General features: G+C 46.1%; 15 protein-coding genes, 5 tRNA genes and 2 rRNA genes. 3 read left to right on the forward strand and 19 right to left on the reverse strand.

Going from position 1 to position 16105, the window contains the following annotated elements; all coding sequences use genetic code 11:
* Nucleotides 1-99 precede the first annotated feature (99 nt).
* Nucleotides 100-996 carry an ABC transporter ATP-binding protein gene (locus G6R27_RS03510; protein WP_213819685.1) on the forward strand — a complete coding sequence of 299 codons (897 nt, stop codon included), beginning with the start codon at nucleotides 100-102 and terminating at the stop codon, nucleotides 994-996.
* Nucleotides 989-2233, forward strand: a complete 1245-nt coding sequence (locus G6R27_RS03515; RefSeq protein ID WP_213819686.1) for an ABC transporter permease — start codon at nucleotides 989-991, stop codon at nucleotides 2231-2233. The genes G6R27_RS03510 and G6R27_RS03515 overlap by 8 nt, the downstream gene beginning before the upstream one ends.
* 71 nt (nucleotides 2234-2304) lie before the next feature.
* On the opposite strand, the gene G6R27_RS03520 is transcribed toward G6R27_RS03515, so the two are convergent.
* Together G6R27_RS03520 and G6R27_RS03525 are read right to left on the reverse strand one after the other, a co-directional pair.
* Entirely contained in the window at nucleotides 2305-4023 is a 1719-nt protein-coding gene (locus G6R27_RS03520) for an ABC transporter permease/substrate binding protein (RefSeq protein ID WP_213819687.1), read from the reverse strand.
* Nucleotides 4013-5209 carry a quaternary amine ABC transporter ATP-binding protein gene (locus G6R27_RS03525; RefSeq protein ID WP_213819688.1) on the reverse strand — a complete coding sequence of 399 codons (1197 nt, stop codon included), beginning with the start codon at nucleotides 5207-5209 and terminating at the stop codon, nucleotides 4013-4015. Before G6R27_RS03525 ends, G6R27_RS03520 begins: the two co-directional genes overlap by 11 nt.
* A gap of 168 nt (nucleotides 5210-5377) precedes the next feature.
* Between G6R27_RS03525 and G6R27_RS03530 the strand changes: the two genes are divergently transcribed.
* Nucleotides 5378-6007 (forward strand): GntR family transcriptional regulator, encoded by a 630-nt coding sequence (locus G6R27_RS03530; protein ID WP_213819689.1) that lies wholly within the window; start codon nucleotides 5378-5380, stop codon nucleotides 6005-6007.
* A gap of 45 nt (nucleotides 6008-6052) precedes the next feature.
* Here G6R27_RS03530 and G6R27_RS03535 read toward each other — a convergent pair whose 3' ends face one another.
* From G6R27_RS03535 to G6R27_RS03615, 17 genes are all read right to left on the reverse strand, one after another.
* Entirely contained in the window at nucleotides 6053-7408 is a 1356-nt protein-coding gene (locus G6R27_RS03535) for a glucose-6-phosphate isomerase (protein ID WP_213819690.1), read from the reverse strand.
* Between the two features lie 95 nt (nucleotides 7409-7503).
* Entirely contained in the window at nucleotides 7504-8829 is a 1326-nt protein-coding gene (locus G6R27_RS03540; RefSeq protein ID WP_213819691.1) for a D-alanyl-D-alanine carboxypeptidase family protein, read from the reverse strand.
* Between the two features lie 3 nt (nucleotides 8830-8832).
* A complete protein-coding gene (locus tag G6R27_RS03545; RefSeq protein WP_213819692.1) occupies nucleotides 8833-9912 on the reverse strand; it encodes a sensor histidine kinase in 1080 nt (359 codons plus the stop codon).
* A gap of 1 nt (nucleotide 9913) precedes the next feature.
* Nucleotides 9914-10603, reverse strand: coding sequence for a response regulator transcription factor (locus tag G6R27_RS03550; RefSeq protein WP_213819693.1), 690 nt, complete (start codon nucleotides 10601-10603; stop codon nucleotides 9914-9916).
* Between the two features lies 1 nt (nucleotide 10604).
* Nucleotides 10605-11315, reverse strand: a complete 711-nt coding sequence (locus tag G6R27_RS03555; RefSeq protein ID WP_213819694.1) for a DUF1129 domain-containing protein — start codon at nucleotides 11313-11315, stop codon at nucleotides 10605-10607.
* 19 nt (nucleotides 11316-11334) lie between these two features.
* Nucleotides 11335-12435, reverse strand: a complete 1101-nt coding sequence (gene ychF, locus G6R27_RS03560) for a redox-regulated ATPase YchF (RefSeq protein WP_213819695.1) — start codon at nucleotides 12433-12435, stop codon at nucleotides 11335-11337.
* 21 nt (nucleotides 12436-12456) lie between these two features.
* The gene (locus tag G6R27_RS03565; protein ID WP_213819696.1) at nucleotides 12457-12666 is read right to left on the reverse strand and encodes a DUF951 domain-containing protein; all 210 of its coding nucleotides are present in this window, start codon (nucleotides 12664-12666) and stop codon (nucleotides 12457-12459) included.
* On the reverse strand, nucleotides 12666-13568 hold the full coding sequence (locus tag G6R27_RS03570; protein WP_213819697.1) for a ParB/RepB/Spo0J family partition protein: 903 nt from the start codon (nucleotides 13566-13568) through the stop codon (nucleotides 12666-12668). The genes G6R27_RS03565 and G6R27_RS03570 overlap by 1 nt, the downstream gene beginning before the upstream one ends.
* On the reverse strand, nucleotides 13561-14325 hold the full coding sequence (locus tag G6R27_RS03575) for a ParA family protein (protein ID WP_213819698.1): 765 nt from the start codon (nucleotides 14323-14325) through the stop codon (nucleotides 13561-13563). The genes G6R27_RS03570 and G6R27_RS03575 overlap by 8 nt, the downstream gene beginning before the upstream one ends.
* A gap of 18 nt (nucleotides 14326-14343) precedes the next feature.
* Nucleotides 14344-15060, reverse strand: coding sequence for a 16S rRNA (guanine(527)-N(7))-methyltransferase RsmG (gene rsmG, locus G6R27_RS03580; RefSeq protein WP_213819699.1), 717 nt, complete (start codon nucleotides 15058-15060; stop codon nucleotides 14344-14346).
* A gap of 136 nt (nucleotides 15061-15196) precedes the next feature.
* Nucleotides 15197-15280, reverse strand: a tRNA-Leu gene (locus tag G6R27_RS03585).
* A 26-nt stretch (nucleotides 15281-15306) separates the two neighbouring features.
* Nucleotides 15307-15379 (reverse strand) — tRNA-His (locus tag G6R27_RS03590).
* Nucleotides 15380-15381: 2 nt separating this feature from the next.
* Nucleotides 15382-15455: transfer RNA gene (locus G6R27_RS03595), tRNA-Trp, on the reverse strand.
* 102 nt (nucleotides 15456-15557) lie between these two features.
* Nucleotides 15558-15630, reverse strand: a tRNA-Val gene (locus G6R27_RS03600).
* A gap of 7 nt (nucleotides 15631-15637) precedes the next feature.
* A tRNA-Ser gene (locus tag G6R27_RS03605) sits at nucleotides 15638-15728 on the reverse strand.
* A gap of 29 nt (nucleotides 15729-15757) precedes the next feature.
* A 5S ribosomal RNA gene (rrf, locus tag G6R27_RS03610) occupies nucleotides 15758-15874 on the reverse strand.
* A 79-nt stretch (nucleotides 15875-15953) separates the two neighbouring features.
* A 23S ribosomal RNA gene (locus tag G6R27_RS03615) occupies nucleotides 15954-16105 on the reverse strand; the annotation flags it as partial.

Raw genomic sequence — 16105 nt, forward strand, 5'->3', positions numbered from 1 at the left:
TTCCAGTTGCCATCCCCGCACACAAGCGACCCCCCCTTTTCTGTATAATGGAAAGGAATGAGTGCCAAGCGCACGAAATACAATAAAAAGGAGCGGCCTATGATCAAGATTTCTCATCTGAATAAGTCATTTGGCGACCACCAAGCGGTTTCTGATTTATCATTTACCATCGATCCGGGTGAAGTCCTTGGCTTAATCGGACAAAACGGAGCGGGAAAGACAACCACTTTCCGCATGATTTTAGACTTTATCAAAGCTGATTTTGGCAGCATTACCTGGAACGACAAGCCCATTACGGATACCATGCGTCAGCAAATTGGCTTTCTACCAGAAGAACGCGGGCTTTACCAAAAAGAAACCATTGAAAATCAGGTGATCTATTTGGCAGAACTGCACGGCATGAACAAACAGCAGGCCAGAAAAGAATTACAAGATTGGCTGAACAAACTTCAAGTCGTTGGCAAACCGACCGACTTGGTACAGACCTTGTCCAAGGGAAACGCTCAGAAAATTCAGATGATTTTGGCCTTGATCTTTAAGCCAAAATTCATCATTTTGGATGAACCTTTTTCCGGCTTGGATCCAATCAACGCGGCAATCTTTATGGATACGATCAAGGAACTCAAAAAGCAAGGGGCCATGATCATCTTCTCTTCTCACAACATGGACAACGTCACAGAAATCTCCGATCACTTGATCATGTTAAAGAACGGTCGCACGGTTTTGCAAGGCGAAGTTCAAGCCATCCGCGAGTCCTTTGGCCGCATTCGACTCTATGTTGAAGCACCAGACTACACGCCAGCTGATTATCAGGCCATGGATGGTGTGGAGCGCGTGATCAAGCAAGGCGCTGGTTATTTGCTTTATTTGGCTAATGAAGCAGCTGGCTACAAGATCTTTGATCAAGTGACCCAAAACGGTTACATCCCCGCCTTCTCGCAACAGCCGCCGACGCTGGCCGAGATTTTTAAAACGGAGGTGATGAACCATGAATAAGCAAATGTCAATCGTTGCCAAGCACACCTATAAGACACGGATCAAGAAAAAGTCCTTCTGGTGGCTCCTGCTGACCCCACTAGCACCGGTTTTGGTTGGTGGTATCGTTGGCTTGGCAGTCGCCGCCTTCTCCTCCAACAACACAGCTGATATCGCGGTGATTGCGCCGGAAGAAGTCCGCCAAGCCATCCAACATGAAGAAAAGAGCCTCAATCTCTCCGTTAGCTCGGACCAAAACGAAGACAAGGCTCGCAAGTCCCTTGAAAAAGAAACCATTGACGGTGTCTTAATCGTAAAAGACAACGAGGGCACCTTACTCACCCAGCCAAAGTCTGAAGAGATAAAAACTGAAAACTTGCAGAATCTCTTGTCCAAGATCACAGTTTCAAAAAAGGCTCAGAAGTACAAACTGACCCAAGCGCAGGTACAAGACTTGCAGACCCCTTTCAAGCTGACAGCAAAGGTTCAAGACAAGAACGCAAGCAAGGACTCGGACGCTGCTGATACCGTTAAATCGATGTTAACAATGGCGGTCGGTGTGCTCGTTTTCATCATCGTGTCGATTTATGCGTCGATTATCGGAAACGAGATTGCAAACGAAAAGTCATCCCGAATCATGGAAACGCTCTTAGCAGCCTCTTCTGCCAAGGCCCAGTACTACGGTAAGATCGTCGGTGTAGCCGGCTTGCTCCTAACACAGATCGGCATCTATGCCGTTGTTGGAACAATCGGAACGGTGGTAACGATGCGTGCTTCTTGGTATGCATCCCTCGCGCCTTACCTGTCCGCCTTAACGCCCGGCTTTTGGATCTTCACGTTACTCTTCGTGTTGATCTCAACTGCCTCTTACTTGGTTTTATCGGCTATTACAGCTTCATTGGTCAACGACCAGAGCCAGATTTCCCAAGCCATGACACCCATTTCCATGCTGGCCTTGATTCCATACATCGTGGCCATCAGCTCATCGTCAACCTCTGGACAAAACCTCTTTATTCAGGCCTTGTCCTACGTGCCATTAATGGGACAATCCATCATGCCTAGCCAGCTTGCAAACAACTACGCCACGTGGTGGCAAGCTAGCCTATCGCTTGTCCTTGCGCTTCTTGCCTTGGTTTTGTTACTACATTTTGGTTTAGCTTTGTACAAGAAAAACGTTCTCTCCTATTCAGAAGAAAACATTACAAAGCAGCTTCTAGCCGGTATCTTACCTCACAAAAAGCACAAGCGTCACAAGTAAACGCATAAAAAAGACCGATCCAAAGGGATCGGCCTTTTTTTTACTGACAAATGAATGTCTTTTTTTGTTTTTTACTTAAACCAAGAGTTAACCTGCGACTTGTGCGCCTTGATATAGTCGTCGGCTGCCTGCTTAGGCGACTTACCATTTTGGATATCAAGCATCACAGACTGCATCTCGTCTTGTGACCAGTGGAAGTTCTTCATGACCTTGTAGGCGTCTGGGTTGGCCTTCTTAAAGTCCTTGCGAACCATCGTTTTAATTGCTTCAGAAGTTCCCATCGTCTTCTTAGGATCGTCCAAGAACTTCAAGTGGTACTTGTTGAAGATCCAGTGTGGCGTCCAACCAGTAATAACAATTGGTTGCTTTGCCTTGTAGGCCTTATCCAAGGCGGCAGGCATGGCACCTGATGATGAAGGCGTCAACTTCCAACCGTTCAAGTTCGAGTAAGTATCGATTGTCTTTTGAGCCGCCGACATGATACCAGCACCGGCTTCAATTCCGACAATTTGCTTATCGGCTTGGTTGTTCAAATCAGAGATAGAGTTCACATCCATGTAATCCGGAACAACCAAACCAAGCTTAACATCCTCCAAGTTAGGGCCTAGGATATCGACCTGATTCTTGTATTTGTCATACATGGCCTTTTGCGTGTTAGGCAACCAAGCAGAAACCGTACCATCGATTTGCTTGTTGGCAATTGACTGCCAGTTCACCGCGTTATCCAAAGGCGTCATGTTGACTTGGTAACCGTGCTGACGCATTGCTTCAGCTAAGACGTTTGTCGAGGCAACTTCGGAATCCCATTCAACATATCCCAAGTCTACCTTCTTACCAGCTTCCTTTTGTGCTGCAAAGGAACCAGCAATACCAGCAATGGCAATAATGGCAACCATTGCCCAAGCAGCAATTTTACGCCACTTTGGCAACTTTGGCGTTGTCACTGGGTTCGTGTTCAACTTTTGCACGAAACGGTCGATAATGATGGCCAAGATAACCAAAGCCAATCCGTTTACGAATCCAGCTCCAACATCAGCGTGTTGTACGGCTGAGAGGACACCACGACCAAGTCCTGGTGCACCAATCATTGAAGCCGTCACAACCATTGACAAAGCCAACATGATCGTTTGCTTTGAACCGGCGATGATCGATGGCTTAGCAGATGGCAATTCTAACTTAAACAACTTTTGCCAAGTCGTTGATCCAAAGGAGTCCGCGGCTTCGACCAAACCAACGTCCACTTGCTTCAAACCAAGGTAAGTCAAGTTAACAACTGGAGGCAAAGCAAAGATCACTGAGGCAAAGGTTCCTGGAACCATTCCGATACCAAAGAAGGCAACGGCTGGAATCAAGTAAACAAAGGCCGGCATCGTCTGCATGAAATCCAAAATTGGCTTGATAACAGCGTATGCACGTGGTGACTTTGATGACCAGATTCCAAGTGGAATTCCAATAACCAAGGCAATCAATGATGACGTGAAGACCAATGTCAAGGTCTGCATCATGTCACCCCAAAGTCCCTGGTTAAAGACCAATGTCAACCCAAGAACGATCAACGTAGGCAGACCGTACTTCTTAGGCGTAGTGAAATAAGCCAAAAGAGCAAGGGCAATCACGAATACAGGAACTGGAATGGCGTTCAAGAAGCCAGTTGTGGCATCCATCATGCTTTGTCCAGAAGTTTGGATGGCGTTGAAGAAACCAGAAAGGTTTTCCGTCATCCAGTTTACGCCATCAGAAACCCATTGACTCAAAGGCAACTTGGCAATTTTGAATAAACTATTCAGCATCTTGTCCGTCTCCTTCCGTTTGTGCTAAGGCTTCGATGACCGCACCACGAATGATAATACCGCGCATCTTGTTATCGTCATCAACAACTGCAACTGGCGTGTGGGCATCGTAGATAATCGTCATGATATCGGCAACCAGCGTATCTGGCTTAACCGTTGGCATGTCAGACATCACATCACGCAAAGGCAACTTTTCGCGACGGGCCTTAACGGCCGCATCGGATGTAATATAACCTGCAAATTGACGCTTTGAATCAACGGCAACCAGTCCAGAAACTTCTTCTTCTGACATCCGGTGCAAGGCCACGTTTGGCCCATCCGCATCGACGTTAATCGTCAATCCCGGAATCATGATTGATTCAGCATTTAACACCTTCGAACGATCCACATCTTCAACGAAGTTTTCAACGTAATCATTGGCTGGGCTAGTCAAAATTTCTTCACCAGTACCAATTTGTTGCAACTTTCCATCCTTCATGATGGCGATACGGTCACCGATCCGAAGCGCTTCGTTCAAATCGTGGGTAATGAAGATAATTGTCTTCTTCACGTTTTGCTGTAAGTCCAACAATTCGTCTTGCATTTCGTGACGAACCAATGGATCCAAGGCAGAAAAGGCCTCATCCATAAGCAAAATGTCAGGATCGTTCGTCAACGCACGGGACAAACCAACACGTTGTTGCATTCCACCAGAAAGTTGTGATGGATACTGATCCTTAAAGGAAAGCAACTTGGAGTTTTCCAAGGCCTTTTCGGCACGTTGCTTGCGTTCTGCAGCTGGCACCCCTTGGATTTCCAAACCGTATTCGGTGTTTTCAAGAATCGTGCGGTGTGGGAACAAGGCAAAGTTCTGGAAGACCATGGACATCTTCTTGCGACGAATGTCTAGCATTTCCTTCTTGTTGTAGTGGGTGATATCCTTACCGTCAAGAATGATCTGTCCTGACGTTGGTTCTATCAAACGGTTCAGCAAACGAATCAACGTTGACTTACCTGAACCTGAGAGACCCATGATCACGAAGATTTCACCTTCGTTGACTTCGAGATTAATGTCATAGACACCAACTGTCGAACCAGTCTTTTCAAAGATCTCGTTTTTCGACTTATTTTCCTTAACCATCTTCAAAGCAGCCTTCTGCTTCTTACCGAAGATCTTGGTTAAGTGCTTGATTTGCACTTTTGGCATAAATCCTCCTATAAGTTGACTATCGCATTAATTTAAAATAAACTAACAAGTGACCACCTGTTTAAAATGACAGATGGGCAATAGTGACCATCTACTATAATACAGGGATTGGCACTTTTGTCAAATGAAGATTAAAAGAAAAATACCCTTGTTAAAGGATTTCACAAGATGCCAAAAATCAAAGAACCCCGCTATCACAAGATTGCTCAGGAAATTTCCGAAGCCATCGTCAACAAAAAATTCGAAGTTGGCCAAAAACTTCACGCACGCTCGACCCTAGCGGCAACTTTTGGTGTGTCTGCCGAAACCGCTCGAAAGGCGATTTCGGTTCTCGCCGATTTAGACATTGTTAAACCCGTTCACGGATCTGGTGTCGAAGTGCTGTCACGTGAAAAAGCACGTGAGTTCTTGGCCCAGGCCAAAGAATCTCGCAATCTCCACGAGACACATAGTGAAATCAAGGACTTAATCCAAAAACAAAAAGAAGATTTAAGCAACTTAGAACAATCCTTTTCCCTACTTTTGGATCAAACCCAGCGGGTTCGACAACAAAACCCAATGTCACCTTACGAATTTCTGCCCGACCAAAATTCTGAAAAGCTCAATCAATCGATTGGCTCGTTGAACATCTGGCAAAATACCGGGGCAACGATTGTGGCTATCTTGCATGATGACGATCTAATTCTATCACCTGGTCCTTACGCCAACATTTTACCCGGTGACAGGATCTACTTCATCGGGTCCGACAAAACGGTTGAAGCCATGCAACAATTCTTTAATGGGGTCAGCACCGATTAGATAAATGTGTTCAATAAAAAAAGCAGACCGACTGGTCTGCTTTTTTTATTCTCTTTTATGACGGAGCCGCGCGCGATACTTTTCCGTTTCGTCTTCATAACCCGGCTTACCTAAGAGTGCAAACATAGCCGTTTTATAGGCTTCTACTCCCGGCTGATTAAAGGGATTAATGGCAAATAGATACCCCGAAATGGCCACAGCCATCTCAAAGAAGTAGATTAGTTCACCCAAACTCTTCTCATCTTGTTTTGCCACATAAACAGCCATGTTAGGCACACCACCGTCAATATGAGCCAGTGCCACACCATCGGCTGCCGTCTGATTCACTTCTTCTAATGTTTTTTCTTCGAGGTAGGCAAGGCCATCCCCATCGCCCACCATTTTTGGAATGGCCAGGTCACTTTCAATCTGATCGACTCGAACGACGGTTTCAAAGAGATCACGACGGCCTTCTTGAATATATTGACCAAAGGAGTGCAAATCCGTTGAGTAATTGGCAGACGATGGGTAGATTCCCTTTCGATTCTTTCCCTCAGATTCGCCCATTAACTGTTTCCACCACTCGGAAAAGTATTGAAGTGATGGCTCCCAATTGGCCAAGATTTCAGTCGTATACCCCTTGTCGTAAAGGATTCGGCGACTAGCGGCATATTGCAGCGCTGGATTATCCGTGAAGCTTTCTTTCTGGTAGGTTTTTTCAGCTTGAGCTGCCCCTTCTAAGAGTTCGTCAATGGCAACCCCAGCAACGGCAAGCGGTAAAAGTCCTACTGCTGTCAGAACAGAAAAACGGCCACCAATCCCACTTGGCACAACCAAATTATCATATGAAGCGGCTTTTGTTTCTTGCCGAAGCGTTCCTTGACTGGCGTCTGTTGTCGCAATAATCCGTTTGGCTGCACCATCTTGCCCATAACGCTTCATCAGTTCATCTTTAAAGAAGCGAAAAGCCAAAGCAGCCTCAGTGGTCTGTCCAGATTTAGAAATCACGTTAACAGAAAAATCCTGGTCACCAATCACCTGAAGCAGCTGATTTAAAGCCATAGCGGAAAGTTGGTTCCCAGCAAAGTAAACCTTTGTCTCCTGATCGTCGGCCAAATCGTTATACCAAGGGGACTTCAAAAAATCGAGCGCCATCTTGGCTCCCAGATAGGAGCCGCCAATCCCGATCACGACCAGGACTCGCGATTGCTGTTGCACCTTTTTTGCCAATTGTTTAATTTTAGCTAAGCATTTACCGTCAAAATTAGAAGCCCAATCGATCCAATCGGTATAGGCTGCACCAGCCCCCGACTTTTCCTTTAGCAGCGTTTGGGCCACCTTTAGCTGGGGGGCTAATTCTTCGTATTCATGTTCTTTGATAAAGGACCTTAAACCAAAGGAATCGAATTGAATCGCGTTCATGAGCATAGCTCCTTTCGTCTGCATATCTATAGATAGTATAACATTATTCAAAAAGAAAAGGACTTGTTTAAAATTATTAAACAAATCCTTTTCTTTTATTCTGTATCGACTGGTTGTCCGGCTAATTCCAGTGGAATTTCTTTTTGCTTTTCTGTTGTTTCTGGCAACCATTCCGCCTTGATCTTAACCGCAATGTGCGCCAATGTATGCGTTTCAGAACCACTTGGTCGATGCTGCAACGTTGGCGTATCCAATAACTCAAGAGAAGACTTAGACTTGGTCCAGTAAGTTGTCAACTTAGCGACCTGAACTTTAGCCCGCGTTTTTTCGTTTTTGATCGGCAAGGTGGATACGCCAGACAGGGTTGAACCGGCTTGATAGTCGTGTGGCGTCATTTCGTCCAAAACTTGCCCGACCATATCAACCGTCTTTTGGAAGCGTTCTGTGCTATCTGTATAGTTCGCTGCCCCATTGATGACCGTCAAGAAAAGGTGTCCCTTTTGATCTTTCACAATTCCGGTATATGATGCCCCCGATTCAGGCGTTGACCCCGTTTTTAATCCAAGTAACTGTAAGTTATTGGGATTGTCTAAATTGGCCACCATATTGGCAAAGGAAGACCCAAAATCCGAATTTTGCCGAATCTTAGACTGGTTCTTCGTGTAGGTTAACGTATTCGAAGCGGTAAGCTTCATCAAATTCGGATCCATCTGGACAATTTTCATCGCAATCTGGGCGACCTGCTTGGCTGATGCTTTATTGTAGGCCGATGACGAAGCCGATGAAATTTGGTTATCCAAGGCATCGCCGTTCTTTTGTCCAGCGCCGTTATACCACTCTGAACCGTCCAATTTTAATTCCTTGGCCCAGGTCTGCAAGAGATGCTGATCCTTTGACGAACTACCCGAAAGATAAGTGACCAAGGCAAAGGCAGCATCATTAGCCGAGTTGGTGAACATCGCCCAGTAGAGGTCTTTTACTGCTACCTTGTCACCGGCTTGGATGTTCAGGTGCGAAAAAAGATTTTTGCTTTGCTTAGATAGGTCAGCAGAGGCTGGAATCGTGACCTGATCCGTCCATTTAATCTGACCATCCTCGACGGCTTTTAAGACGCCATAGGCCACCAGCATCTTGGATTGCGAAGCGATGGCCACCTGTTTATCCGCATTTTTTTGTCCGAGCACCTGCCCCGTATTCAAATCCACCACAAGGGCCGACTTAGCGTCTACTGATAACTTGACGGGTTGCTCTTTTTTAGTCGTCGTTTGAACCACGGTCTGGTGCACATGCGGCCAAAAAACAATGGTTAAGGCAGCCACGACCATGACCACAAGCGCGCAGAGCGCTGCAAACATGTGCCACTTTTGGCGGTTTTTGTTGTTCACCGGTTGGCTGTAGACCTGCCGCTTTTTCTTAAACATAAGCTATTCTTCTTTTTCTTGTTTTTTTGGAAGCGTGATAATAAAAGCCGTCAGCTCGTCGTTGGATTCCACGCGAACTTTTCCATGATGCTTGTCAATCACACCCTTGACGATGGACAGGCCAAGACCGGTTCCACCAGTTTTAGTATTTCGAGACGATTCCACCCGATAGAAACGGTCAAAAAGCTGTTTTTGCGCTTCCTTTGGGATGGCTGGTCCGTTGTTTACGACACGAATTTCGACTTTACCATCCGACCGCTCTTGGCCAGTAAATTTAATAAAGGAAGCGCCATTTCCATACTTTAACGCATTCTCTAGCAAATTAATTAAGACCCGAGCCAACTTTTCGGAATCGCCAGCCATGACGATTAGCTCAGGAGCTAATTGCGTCGTAAGCTGAATTCCCTTCTTTTCGGCCTCGACTGCGTAGTTAGCCAGCACTTGTTCAAATAGATCGCCCAATGAAAAATCATTGATGTTTAACGAAATCTGCGAAGATTGGAGCTTAGCGAATTCAAAAAGATCTTCGACAAGCATCTTCATCTGGTTGGCTTTTCGATAAGCTGTTTCCAAATATTTTTGCTGATCGTCTTTGGCCATCACGGTGTTTGGCGTCACCACCAAGCCCAAATAGCCGATGATTGCGGTCAGTGGCGTCCTCAAATCATGGGAAATGTTGGTCATCATTTCTTCTTTGGAAGCCACTTCACGCAGTTGTTTTTGATGCTCTTTTAAGAACTGGTCAAAAGACAATTCAAAGAGTTGGCGGAGTGCTTTATCCGTGGCACGCTTTTGCTTTTTGGGCAGCCTTTCTCTTATGTCAGCCGGCAATTTGGCCGTCATGTCACTTAGTAAATTGGCCAAACGGATCTTTTGACGGGCTGCCTGAATCACTAAGAGGAGTTCCATCAAGAAAAGCAAGCCAGCAAAAAGGCAAAAAGAAGGCCAACCAGTCCATGATGACCAGCTGGGCCTTACTTTTAACAGATCAAAAAAGAGCACCCAGGCCGCTGCCAGGATAAAGCCAGCGCCAAAAATTAATTTGAGAAGGCTCCGGCTGATAATTGTCGCTTTTTTAACCATCTTAATTCACTTCTATTTTGTAACCAACGCCCCAGACAGTCTGGATGACTTGGTCCCCACCGGTTGCTTCTTCTAACTTATCACGAAGGTGGGAAACGTGGACCATAACCGTCTTGGCAGATACGACAGACTCTTGCTGCCAGACACGCTCAAAAATGTCATCGGCAGAAAAGACGCGGTTCGGATGGGACGCTAACAGATAAAGAATACCAAATTCCAGAGCCGTCAAATTAACTAGTTCCCCAGAAGTTGTCTTGACGTCGTGAGAATCTTTGTTAATGACCAAAGAAGCAATGGACAAAACATCGGGCTTTGCTTCTTGAACGGCGTTTTTTGATCGACGAATTAAGGACCGGATTCGCGCCATCACTTCAAGTGGATTGAACGGCTTGGTGACATAATCATCTGCTCCAGAGATTAACCCTTGGATCTTATCCATGTCAGAAGACTTTGCCGAAAGCATTAGGATTGGAATATGCGTGTCTTTACGAACTTCCTTCAAGACATCAAAGCCCGTCATATTTGGCATCATGATGTCCAAAACCATGAGCGCAATGTCAGGATTCGTGTTGAATTTCGACAGTGCTTCTTTTCCATCTTTTGCAATTAGAGGTTCGTAGCCTTCGTTTTTCAGATAAATTTCGAGTAATTCAGCAATCTCTTGATCGTCATCAACAACTAAAATTTTCATGTTAGCCTCGCTTTTCTTCCTCTTGCTTCATCCGTTCTTGTTGTGCTAAGCGTGAAATGGCCAAGAGACCACCCTGCTTCAAGCCAGCGTGTTTGCGGTTCCAAATGTAGGCAATAAAGGCTAAGAAGAAAACGATCGCATTGCCCCAAACCGGCAAAACTGGGTTAATCACGGAAGGCAAAAGCAAAATCATCGAGAATCCACCAACCCACAAAACGACCACAAGAATCATCATTAACCAAACAGGCATCCGCTTCTTGTTAGGGTCAACGTTTGCGTTAGGAACCAGCCGTTGCATGGCCTTCGTGTAGATCACCCCACCCCAAATAGCCAAGAACAAGACAGAAGTCATGCCAATGCCCTCAGAGCCTTGCTTGGAACCGGAAAAGGCCATGGTCACCGTAAAGAAACCAGTCAAGAACATGATCAAGACCAAGGCCGTGTCGGCTGCCAAGAAAGCAAAGGAATAATCGTGAAAGCCCTTTGCTAGACGCACCGGATTCAAGTACTTTTGCATGGCTTCAGCCGGCGTGCCGAAAAGTTGGGCCGCCGTGTGGCCCAGCTTTTGACCTGCAGTCAGCTTTTCTTCCACTTCAGCTAGAATTTCTTCTTTTTGCTCCTCTGAGATTTGGTCAGAATCGGCTAATCCTTTGTTTAACCGGAAAAGAAAATCCTGGTTCTTTTTCGTTAATTTGTGTTCGACCTCAGTCATTTTCTCACCTTTTTCTTAATTAAACGTTAAAGCGGAACTCGATAATGTCGCCATCTTGAACAACGTATTCTTTTCCTTCGGAACGGAGTTTACCCGCCTCTTTAACGGCTTTTTCTGAACCATATTCGTCCAAGTCAGCAAAGGCAAAGGTTTCAGCGCGAATAAAGCCACGTTCGAAGTCGGAGTGAATGACACCGGCAGCTTGTGGCGCTTTGGCCCCGGCCTTAAATGTCCAGGCACGCGTTTCCTTTTCACCAGCAGTGAAGAAAGTCCGCAAATCAAGCAGGTGGTAGGCAGAGCGAATCAACTTGTTCAAGCCAGGTTCCAAAACGCCGGCCAATTCAAGATAATCCGCCTTTTCGTCTTCATCCAACTGAGCGATTTCTTCCTCAGCGTTAGCAGAAAGCGCAATCACCTCGGCCTTTTCCGTATCCGCAAATTCTTTAATTTGCTTAAAATAAGGGGAGTTTTCAGGGTTTGCCATATCGTCTTCTGCAATGTTGGCCACGTAAAGCGTTGGCTTTGACGTGAGCAAGAAAAGGCCCTTGACGACGGCTTGTTCTTCTTCTGAGAAGTCAATCGTACGAACAGCCTTGCCTTCTTCCAAGACCGGCTTGATCTTTTCCAAAACAGCCGCTTCGGCCTTGGCATTCTTGTCAGAACCCTTGGCTGCACGGGCAACCTTAGCATAGCGCTTTTCAACCGATTCCAAGTCAGCCAAAATCAACTCGGTGTTGATGGTTGAGATGTCATCCAATGGGTCAACCTTTCCGTTAACGTGAATGATTTCATCGTCGTCAAAAGCACGCACAACCTGCACGATGGCGTTTACCTGACGGATGTTTTCCAAGAACTTGTTACCCAGTCCTTCACCCTTGGAAGCCCCCTTCACGATACCGGCAATGTCGGTAAATTCGAAGGTCGTGGGCACGACTTTGTCGGCCGGGATCAACTCTTGGATACGAGCCAAGCGGCTGTCAGGCACTTCCACGATGCCCACGTTTGGTTCGATCGTGGCAAATGGATAGTTGGCCATTTCGGCTCCGGCCTTTGTAATTGCGTTAAATAGTGTTGATTTTCCAACGTTTGGCAAACCAACGATACCAGCTGTTAAAGCCATGTTGCTTGTCTCCTCTTTTGACTAATCTTTTCTTTCGTCTGCCTTTTTTAAGACTTTTTTCAAGCGCTTGTCAAAGTTAAATCGGGTCAGCATAATCGTACGCTTGCAAGCCGAACAAGTCAGCTTGATGTCAGCGCCCATGCGATTGATCACCCAGGCATTGGTCCCACAGGCGTGGGGCTTTTTCATTTCGACAAGGTCGCCTAAACCATACTCTTTTTTTTCAACCATTAGTCAACCTCGATGGCTAAAATTTCCATGATACGTTCCAGGTCGCGGGCGGAAACGTAATTGATTTCAATCTTTCCAGATCCCTTCTTGCCCGCATTGACCTTCACTTTTGTACCGAACTTTTCTTCCAAACGAAGAGCCAAATCATCAGCAAATGGTGATGACTTCTTATCTTGCTTCTTTGGTTGCTCTCCCTGGTTCGCCTTCTTGACGAGGGCTTCAACCTGGCGAACGTTCAAGCCTTCTTTCAAAACAGTCGAGAGCACGCCGTTCAGCTGCGCTTCTTTCTCCAAACCGAGCAAAGCGCGGGCCTGTCCCATCGACAATTCACCCTTTTGAACTAATTCTTGAACTTTGTCCGGTAACTTCAGCAAGCGCAGCGCATTCGCCACTGTTGTTCGCTCTTTTCCGACCCGGTCGGCCAACTTGGATTGCGTTAAGTCAAGCTGTGCCATCAGGTTCGCATAAGCGCGCGCTTCTTCAATCGGATCCAGATTATCACGCTGCAAGTTTTCAATTAAGGCGAGCGTGGCCATGGTCTCATCGTTGGTTTCACGGACAATGGCCGTGATCGTCTTTGTCTTTAACGTCTTTGTGGCCCGAAAGCGACGTTCCCCGGCGATGATTTGATATTTAGCCCCGGTCTTACGAACGATGATCGGTGTCAGCAAGCCATTTTCCTTAATCGATTGAGCCAATTCCTTGATGGAGTCTTCGTCAAATTTCAGACGAGGTTGAAAGGGATTGGCTTCGATTTTGGCCAGTGGTAAGTCGACAACCTTCTCACTATCATCGGCCGCACGGGCAACCGTTTTGGAATGTTCCAAGGCTTGTTTTGAAATGCCATTTGATCCGAAAAGTGAATCCATGTTCTTGCCCAAACCGCTTTTTTGCTTAACCATATTGCGCGATGACCTCCTTGGCAAAATCGGTGTAGAGTCTTGCACCGGGTGACTTTGGATCGAAGTCAATAATGGCTTGTCCATAAGATGGTGCTTCTGATAATCGAACGGAACGTGGAATAACAGTCTCATAAACCCGGTTTTCAAAATAACCACGAACTTGTTCGGAAACTTGTTTAGCCAAATTTGTTCGACTGTCGTACATGGTAAGCAAGATGCCCGCCATCTCGAGTTCCGGATTCAAGCCCTGACGAACCAATTCAATCGTGTTAATCAACTGGCCTAAACCTTCTAGCGCATAGAATTCTGTTTGAACCGGAATCAGTACAGCATCCGCTGCAGTAAACGAATTGATCGTTAATAAACCAAGGGACGGTGGGTTATCAATGATGACATAGTCATAATTTCCCTGTACCTTAGACAAAGCCTGCGACAGGCGATATTCGCGCTCTTCCATCTCAACCAATTGGACTTCAGCTTCTGAAAGTTGGATCGTCGTTGGTAAAATGTCTAGGCCCTCTGTTGAAGACGTCATAATCGCTTCTTGGACCGGATAGTCTTGCACCAAGACATCGTAAATATCGTGTCCTAGCGTCGACTTATCGACCCCGACACCTGAAGAAGCGTTACCCTGAGGATCGGCATCCACTAAAAGAACCTTCTTACCAGCTTTTGCTAAGGCAGCCGCAAGGTTAATACTGGTCGTTGTCTTGCCGACACCACCTTTTTGGTTCGCCAATGCAATGATTTTTGCCACAGTTGGCTCCTTTCATTTTTACAGGGGTTTTTTCGTAGGAGTTCCCGCTTGGCGGGGATATTTCTTTGGCGTTTTGCCGATTTTGTCAACAACTTGGACAACACGCGGATCGCCATTTGGCAGCGTAAAGGTCATTTCCTGAACCATCTTTCCGCCAAGAAGCTGCAAAGCTTTCTGCCCAGCTGCCATCTCTTCTTGACCAGCCGATCCCTTCATGACCAGAAATTGTCCGCCGACTTTGACAAAGGGCAACGTGTATTCTGCCAACACTTGAGTGCGGGCTACCGCCCTTGCCGTCGCAAAGTCAAAAGACTCACGCAAGGAAGGGTCTTTCCCTAGGTCTTCGGCACGGCCGTGCAATACCGTCACGCCAGAAAGGCCCAGTTTATCGACCATTTCTTTCAAAAAGTTCACTCGCTTATTCAACGAGTCAACCATCGTCACCTGCAAGTCAGGCAAGGCAATCTTTAATGGTAAGGCAGGAAAACCAGCACCAGAGCCAACATCAATCAGGCTAGCACGGCTGTTTTTCAATTCAGGAACCTTTAAAAGCAGTGTTAAGGAATCAAAAAAATGCTTTAAATACACCTCTTCTTTTTCCGTAATGGCGGTTAAATTAAAGGACTGGTTGGCAAGCACTAATTCTTTAAAATAAGTGTCGAACTGGGCCAGCTGCGTTTCAGAAAGCGAAATGCCCGCTTCATTTAACGTTTTTTCAAATTGTGATTGGTCCAAAATTTTCCTCCAAACCAGGCCACTTGTCCCTAGTTTACTAATACCAAGAATACCTAAAAAAGCCCTGATAATCAAGGATCTTTCGCTTTCATTTTGCTTACAAAAAAACCTGGACCAAAGTCCAGGTTTATTGAAATGCCCTCGGTGGGAGTCGAACCCACACGGTGTTGCCACCACTGGATTTTGAGTCCAGCGCGTCTACCAGTTCCGCCACAAGGGCAATATAAAGTAGAAATACTTTATTAGGGCGATAGAAGGGGATCGAACCCTCGCATGCTGGATCCACAAACCAGTGTGTTAACCACTTCACCACTACCGCCATGGCAGGGATAGAGGGATTCGAACCCCCATCAACGGTTTTGGAGACCGCTATTCTGCCCTTGAACTATATCCCTAAATTAGTAAAATAATCAGTCTGAAAACTGAACAACATGCTAGGGACTCGCACCCTACAAGACACTCTTGCCCATGCTGTGAAAATAAAAAAGAGAATAGAATGGACGCTACAGGGATCGAACCTGTGACCCCCTGCTTGTAAGGCAGGTGCTCTCCCAGCTGAGCTAAGCGTCCGAAGAAATGGAGAAGAAGGGATTCGAACCCTCGAAGCGGCGTTAACCGCTTACACGGTTTCCAACCGTGCTCCTTAAGCCTGACTCGGACACCTCTCCAAAACTCTTTTTTATTTTCATATGTACAGGCATCGCGTCGTCCTATCCTCGCAGCCAGCGTTCCGGCAACTACTTTTGGCGCTAAAGAGCTTAACTTCTGTGTTCGAGATGGGTACAGGTGGTTCCTCTTTGCCATCAACACGACACCTTTTGAGCTTTTACACTCAAAACTAAATAATCCTTACTTCTCTTTTTCCTTAAATATCCCTTTACTCATTTGACTCTTTGGTTAAGTCCTCGACCGATTAGTACTAGTCCGCTCCATCCGTCACCGAACTTTCACTTCTAGCCTATCTACCTCATCATCTCTGAGAGGTCTTACTCTATTCATTAGATGGGAAATCTCATCTCGAGGCGAGTTTCACACTTAGATGCTT

This window comes from Fructobacillus papyriferae, from assembly GCF_018437225.1.
GTDB lineage: Bacteria > Bacillota > Bacilli > Lactobacillales > Lactobacillaceae > Fructobacillus > Fructobacillus papyriferae.

Excerpts from the sequence above, each read along its gene's own strand:
- G6R27_RS03565 (WP_213819696.1), bottom strand. The coding sequence starts at position 12,666 with ATGGTTGAAAAAAAAGAGTATGGTTTAGGCGACCTTGTCGAAATGAAA.
- G6R27_RS03540 (WP_213819691.1), bottom strand. The coding sequence starts at position 8,829 with ATGTTTAAGAAAAAGCGGCAGGTCTACAGCCAACCGGTGAACAACAAA.
- G6R27_RS03510 (WP_213819685.1), top strand. The coding sequence starts at position 100 with ATGATCAAGATTTCTCATCTGAATAAGTCATTTGGCGACCACCAAGCG.
- G6R27_RS03570 (WP_213819697.1), bottom strand. The coding sequence starts at position 13,568 with ATGGTTAAGCAAAAAAGCGGTTTGGGCAAGAACATGGATTCACTTTTC.
- G6R27_RS03530 (WP_213819689.1), top strand. The coding sequence starts at position 5,378 with ATGCCAAAAATCAAAGAACCCCGCTATCACAAGATTGCTCAGGAAATT.
- G6R27_RS03535 (WP_213819690.1), bottom strand. The coding sequence starts at position 7,408 with ATGAACGCGATTCAATTCGATTCCTTTGGTTTAAGGTCCTTTATCAAA.
- G6R27_RS03520 (WP_213819687.1), bottom strand. The coding sequence starts at position 4,023 with ATGCTGAATAGTTTATTCAAAATTGCCAAGTTGCCTTTGAGTCAATGG.
- G6R27_RS03515 (WP_213819686.1), top strand. The coding sequence starts at position 989 with ATGAATAAGCAAATGTCAATCGTTGCCAAGCACACCTATAAGACACGG.
- ychF (WP_213819695.1), bottom strand. The coding sequence starts at position 12,435 with ATGGCTTTAACAGCTGGTATCGTTGGTTTGCCAAACGTTGGAAAATCA.
- G6R27_RS03545 (WP_213819692.1), bottom strand. The coding sequence starts at position 9,912 with ATGGTTAAAAAAGCGACAATTATCAGCCGGAGCCTTCTCAAATTAATT.
- G6R27_RS03525 (WP_213819688.1), bottom strand. The coding sequence starts at position 5,209 with ATGCCAAAAGTGCAAATCAAGCACTTAACCAAGATCTTCGGTAAGAAG.
- G6R27_RS03555 (WP_213819694.1), bottom strand. The coding sequence starts at position 11,315 with ATGACTGAGGTCGAACACAAATTAACGAAAAAGAACCAGGATTTTCTT.
- G6R27_RS03550 (WP_213819693.1), bottom strand. The coding sequence starts at position 10,603 with ATGAAAATTTTAGTTGTTGATGACGATCAAGAGATTGCTGAATTACTC.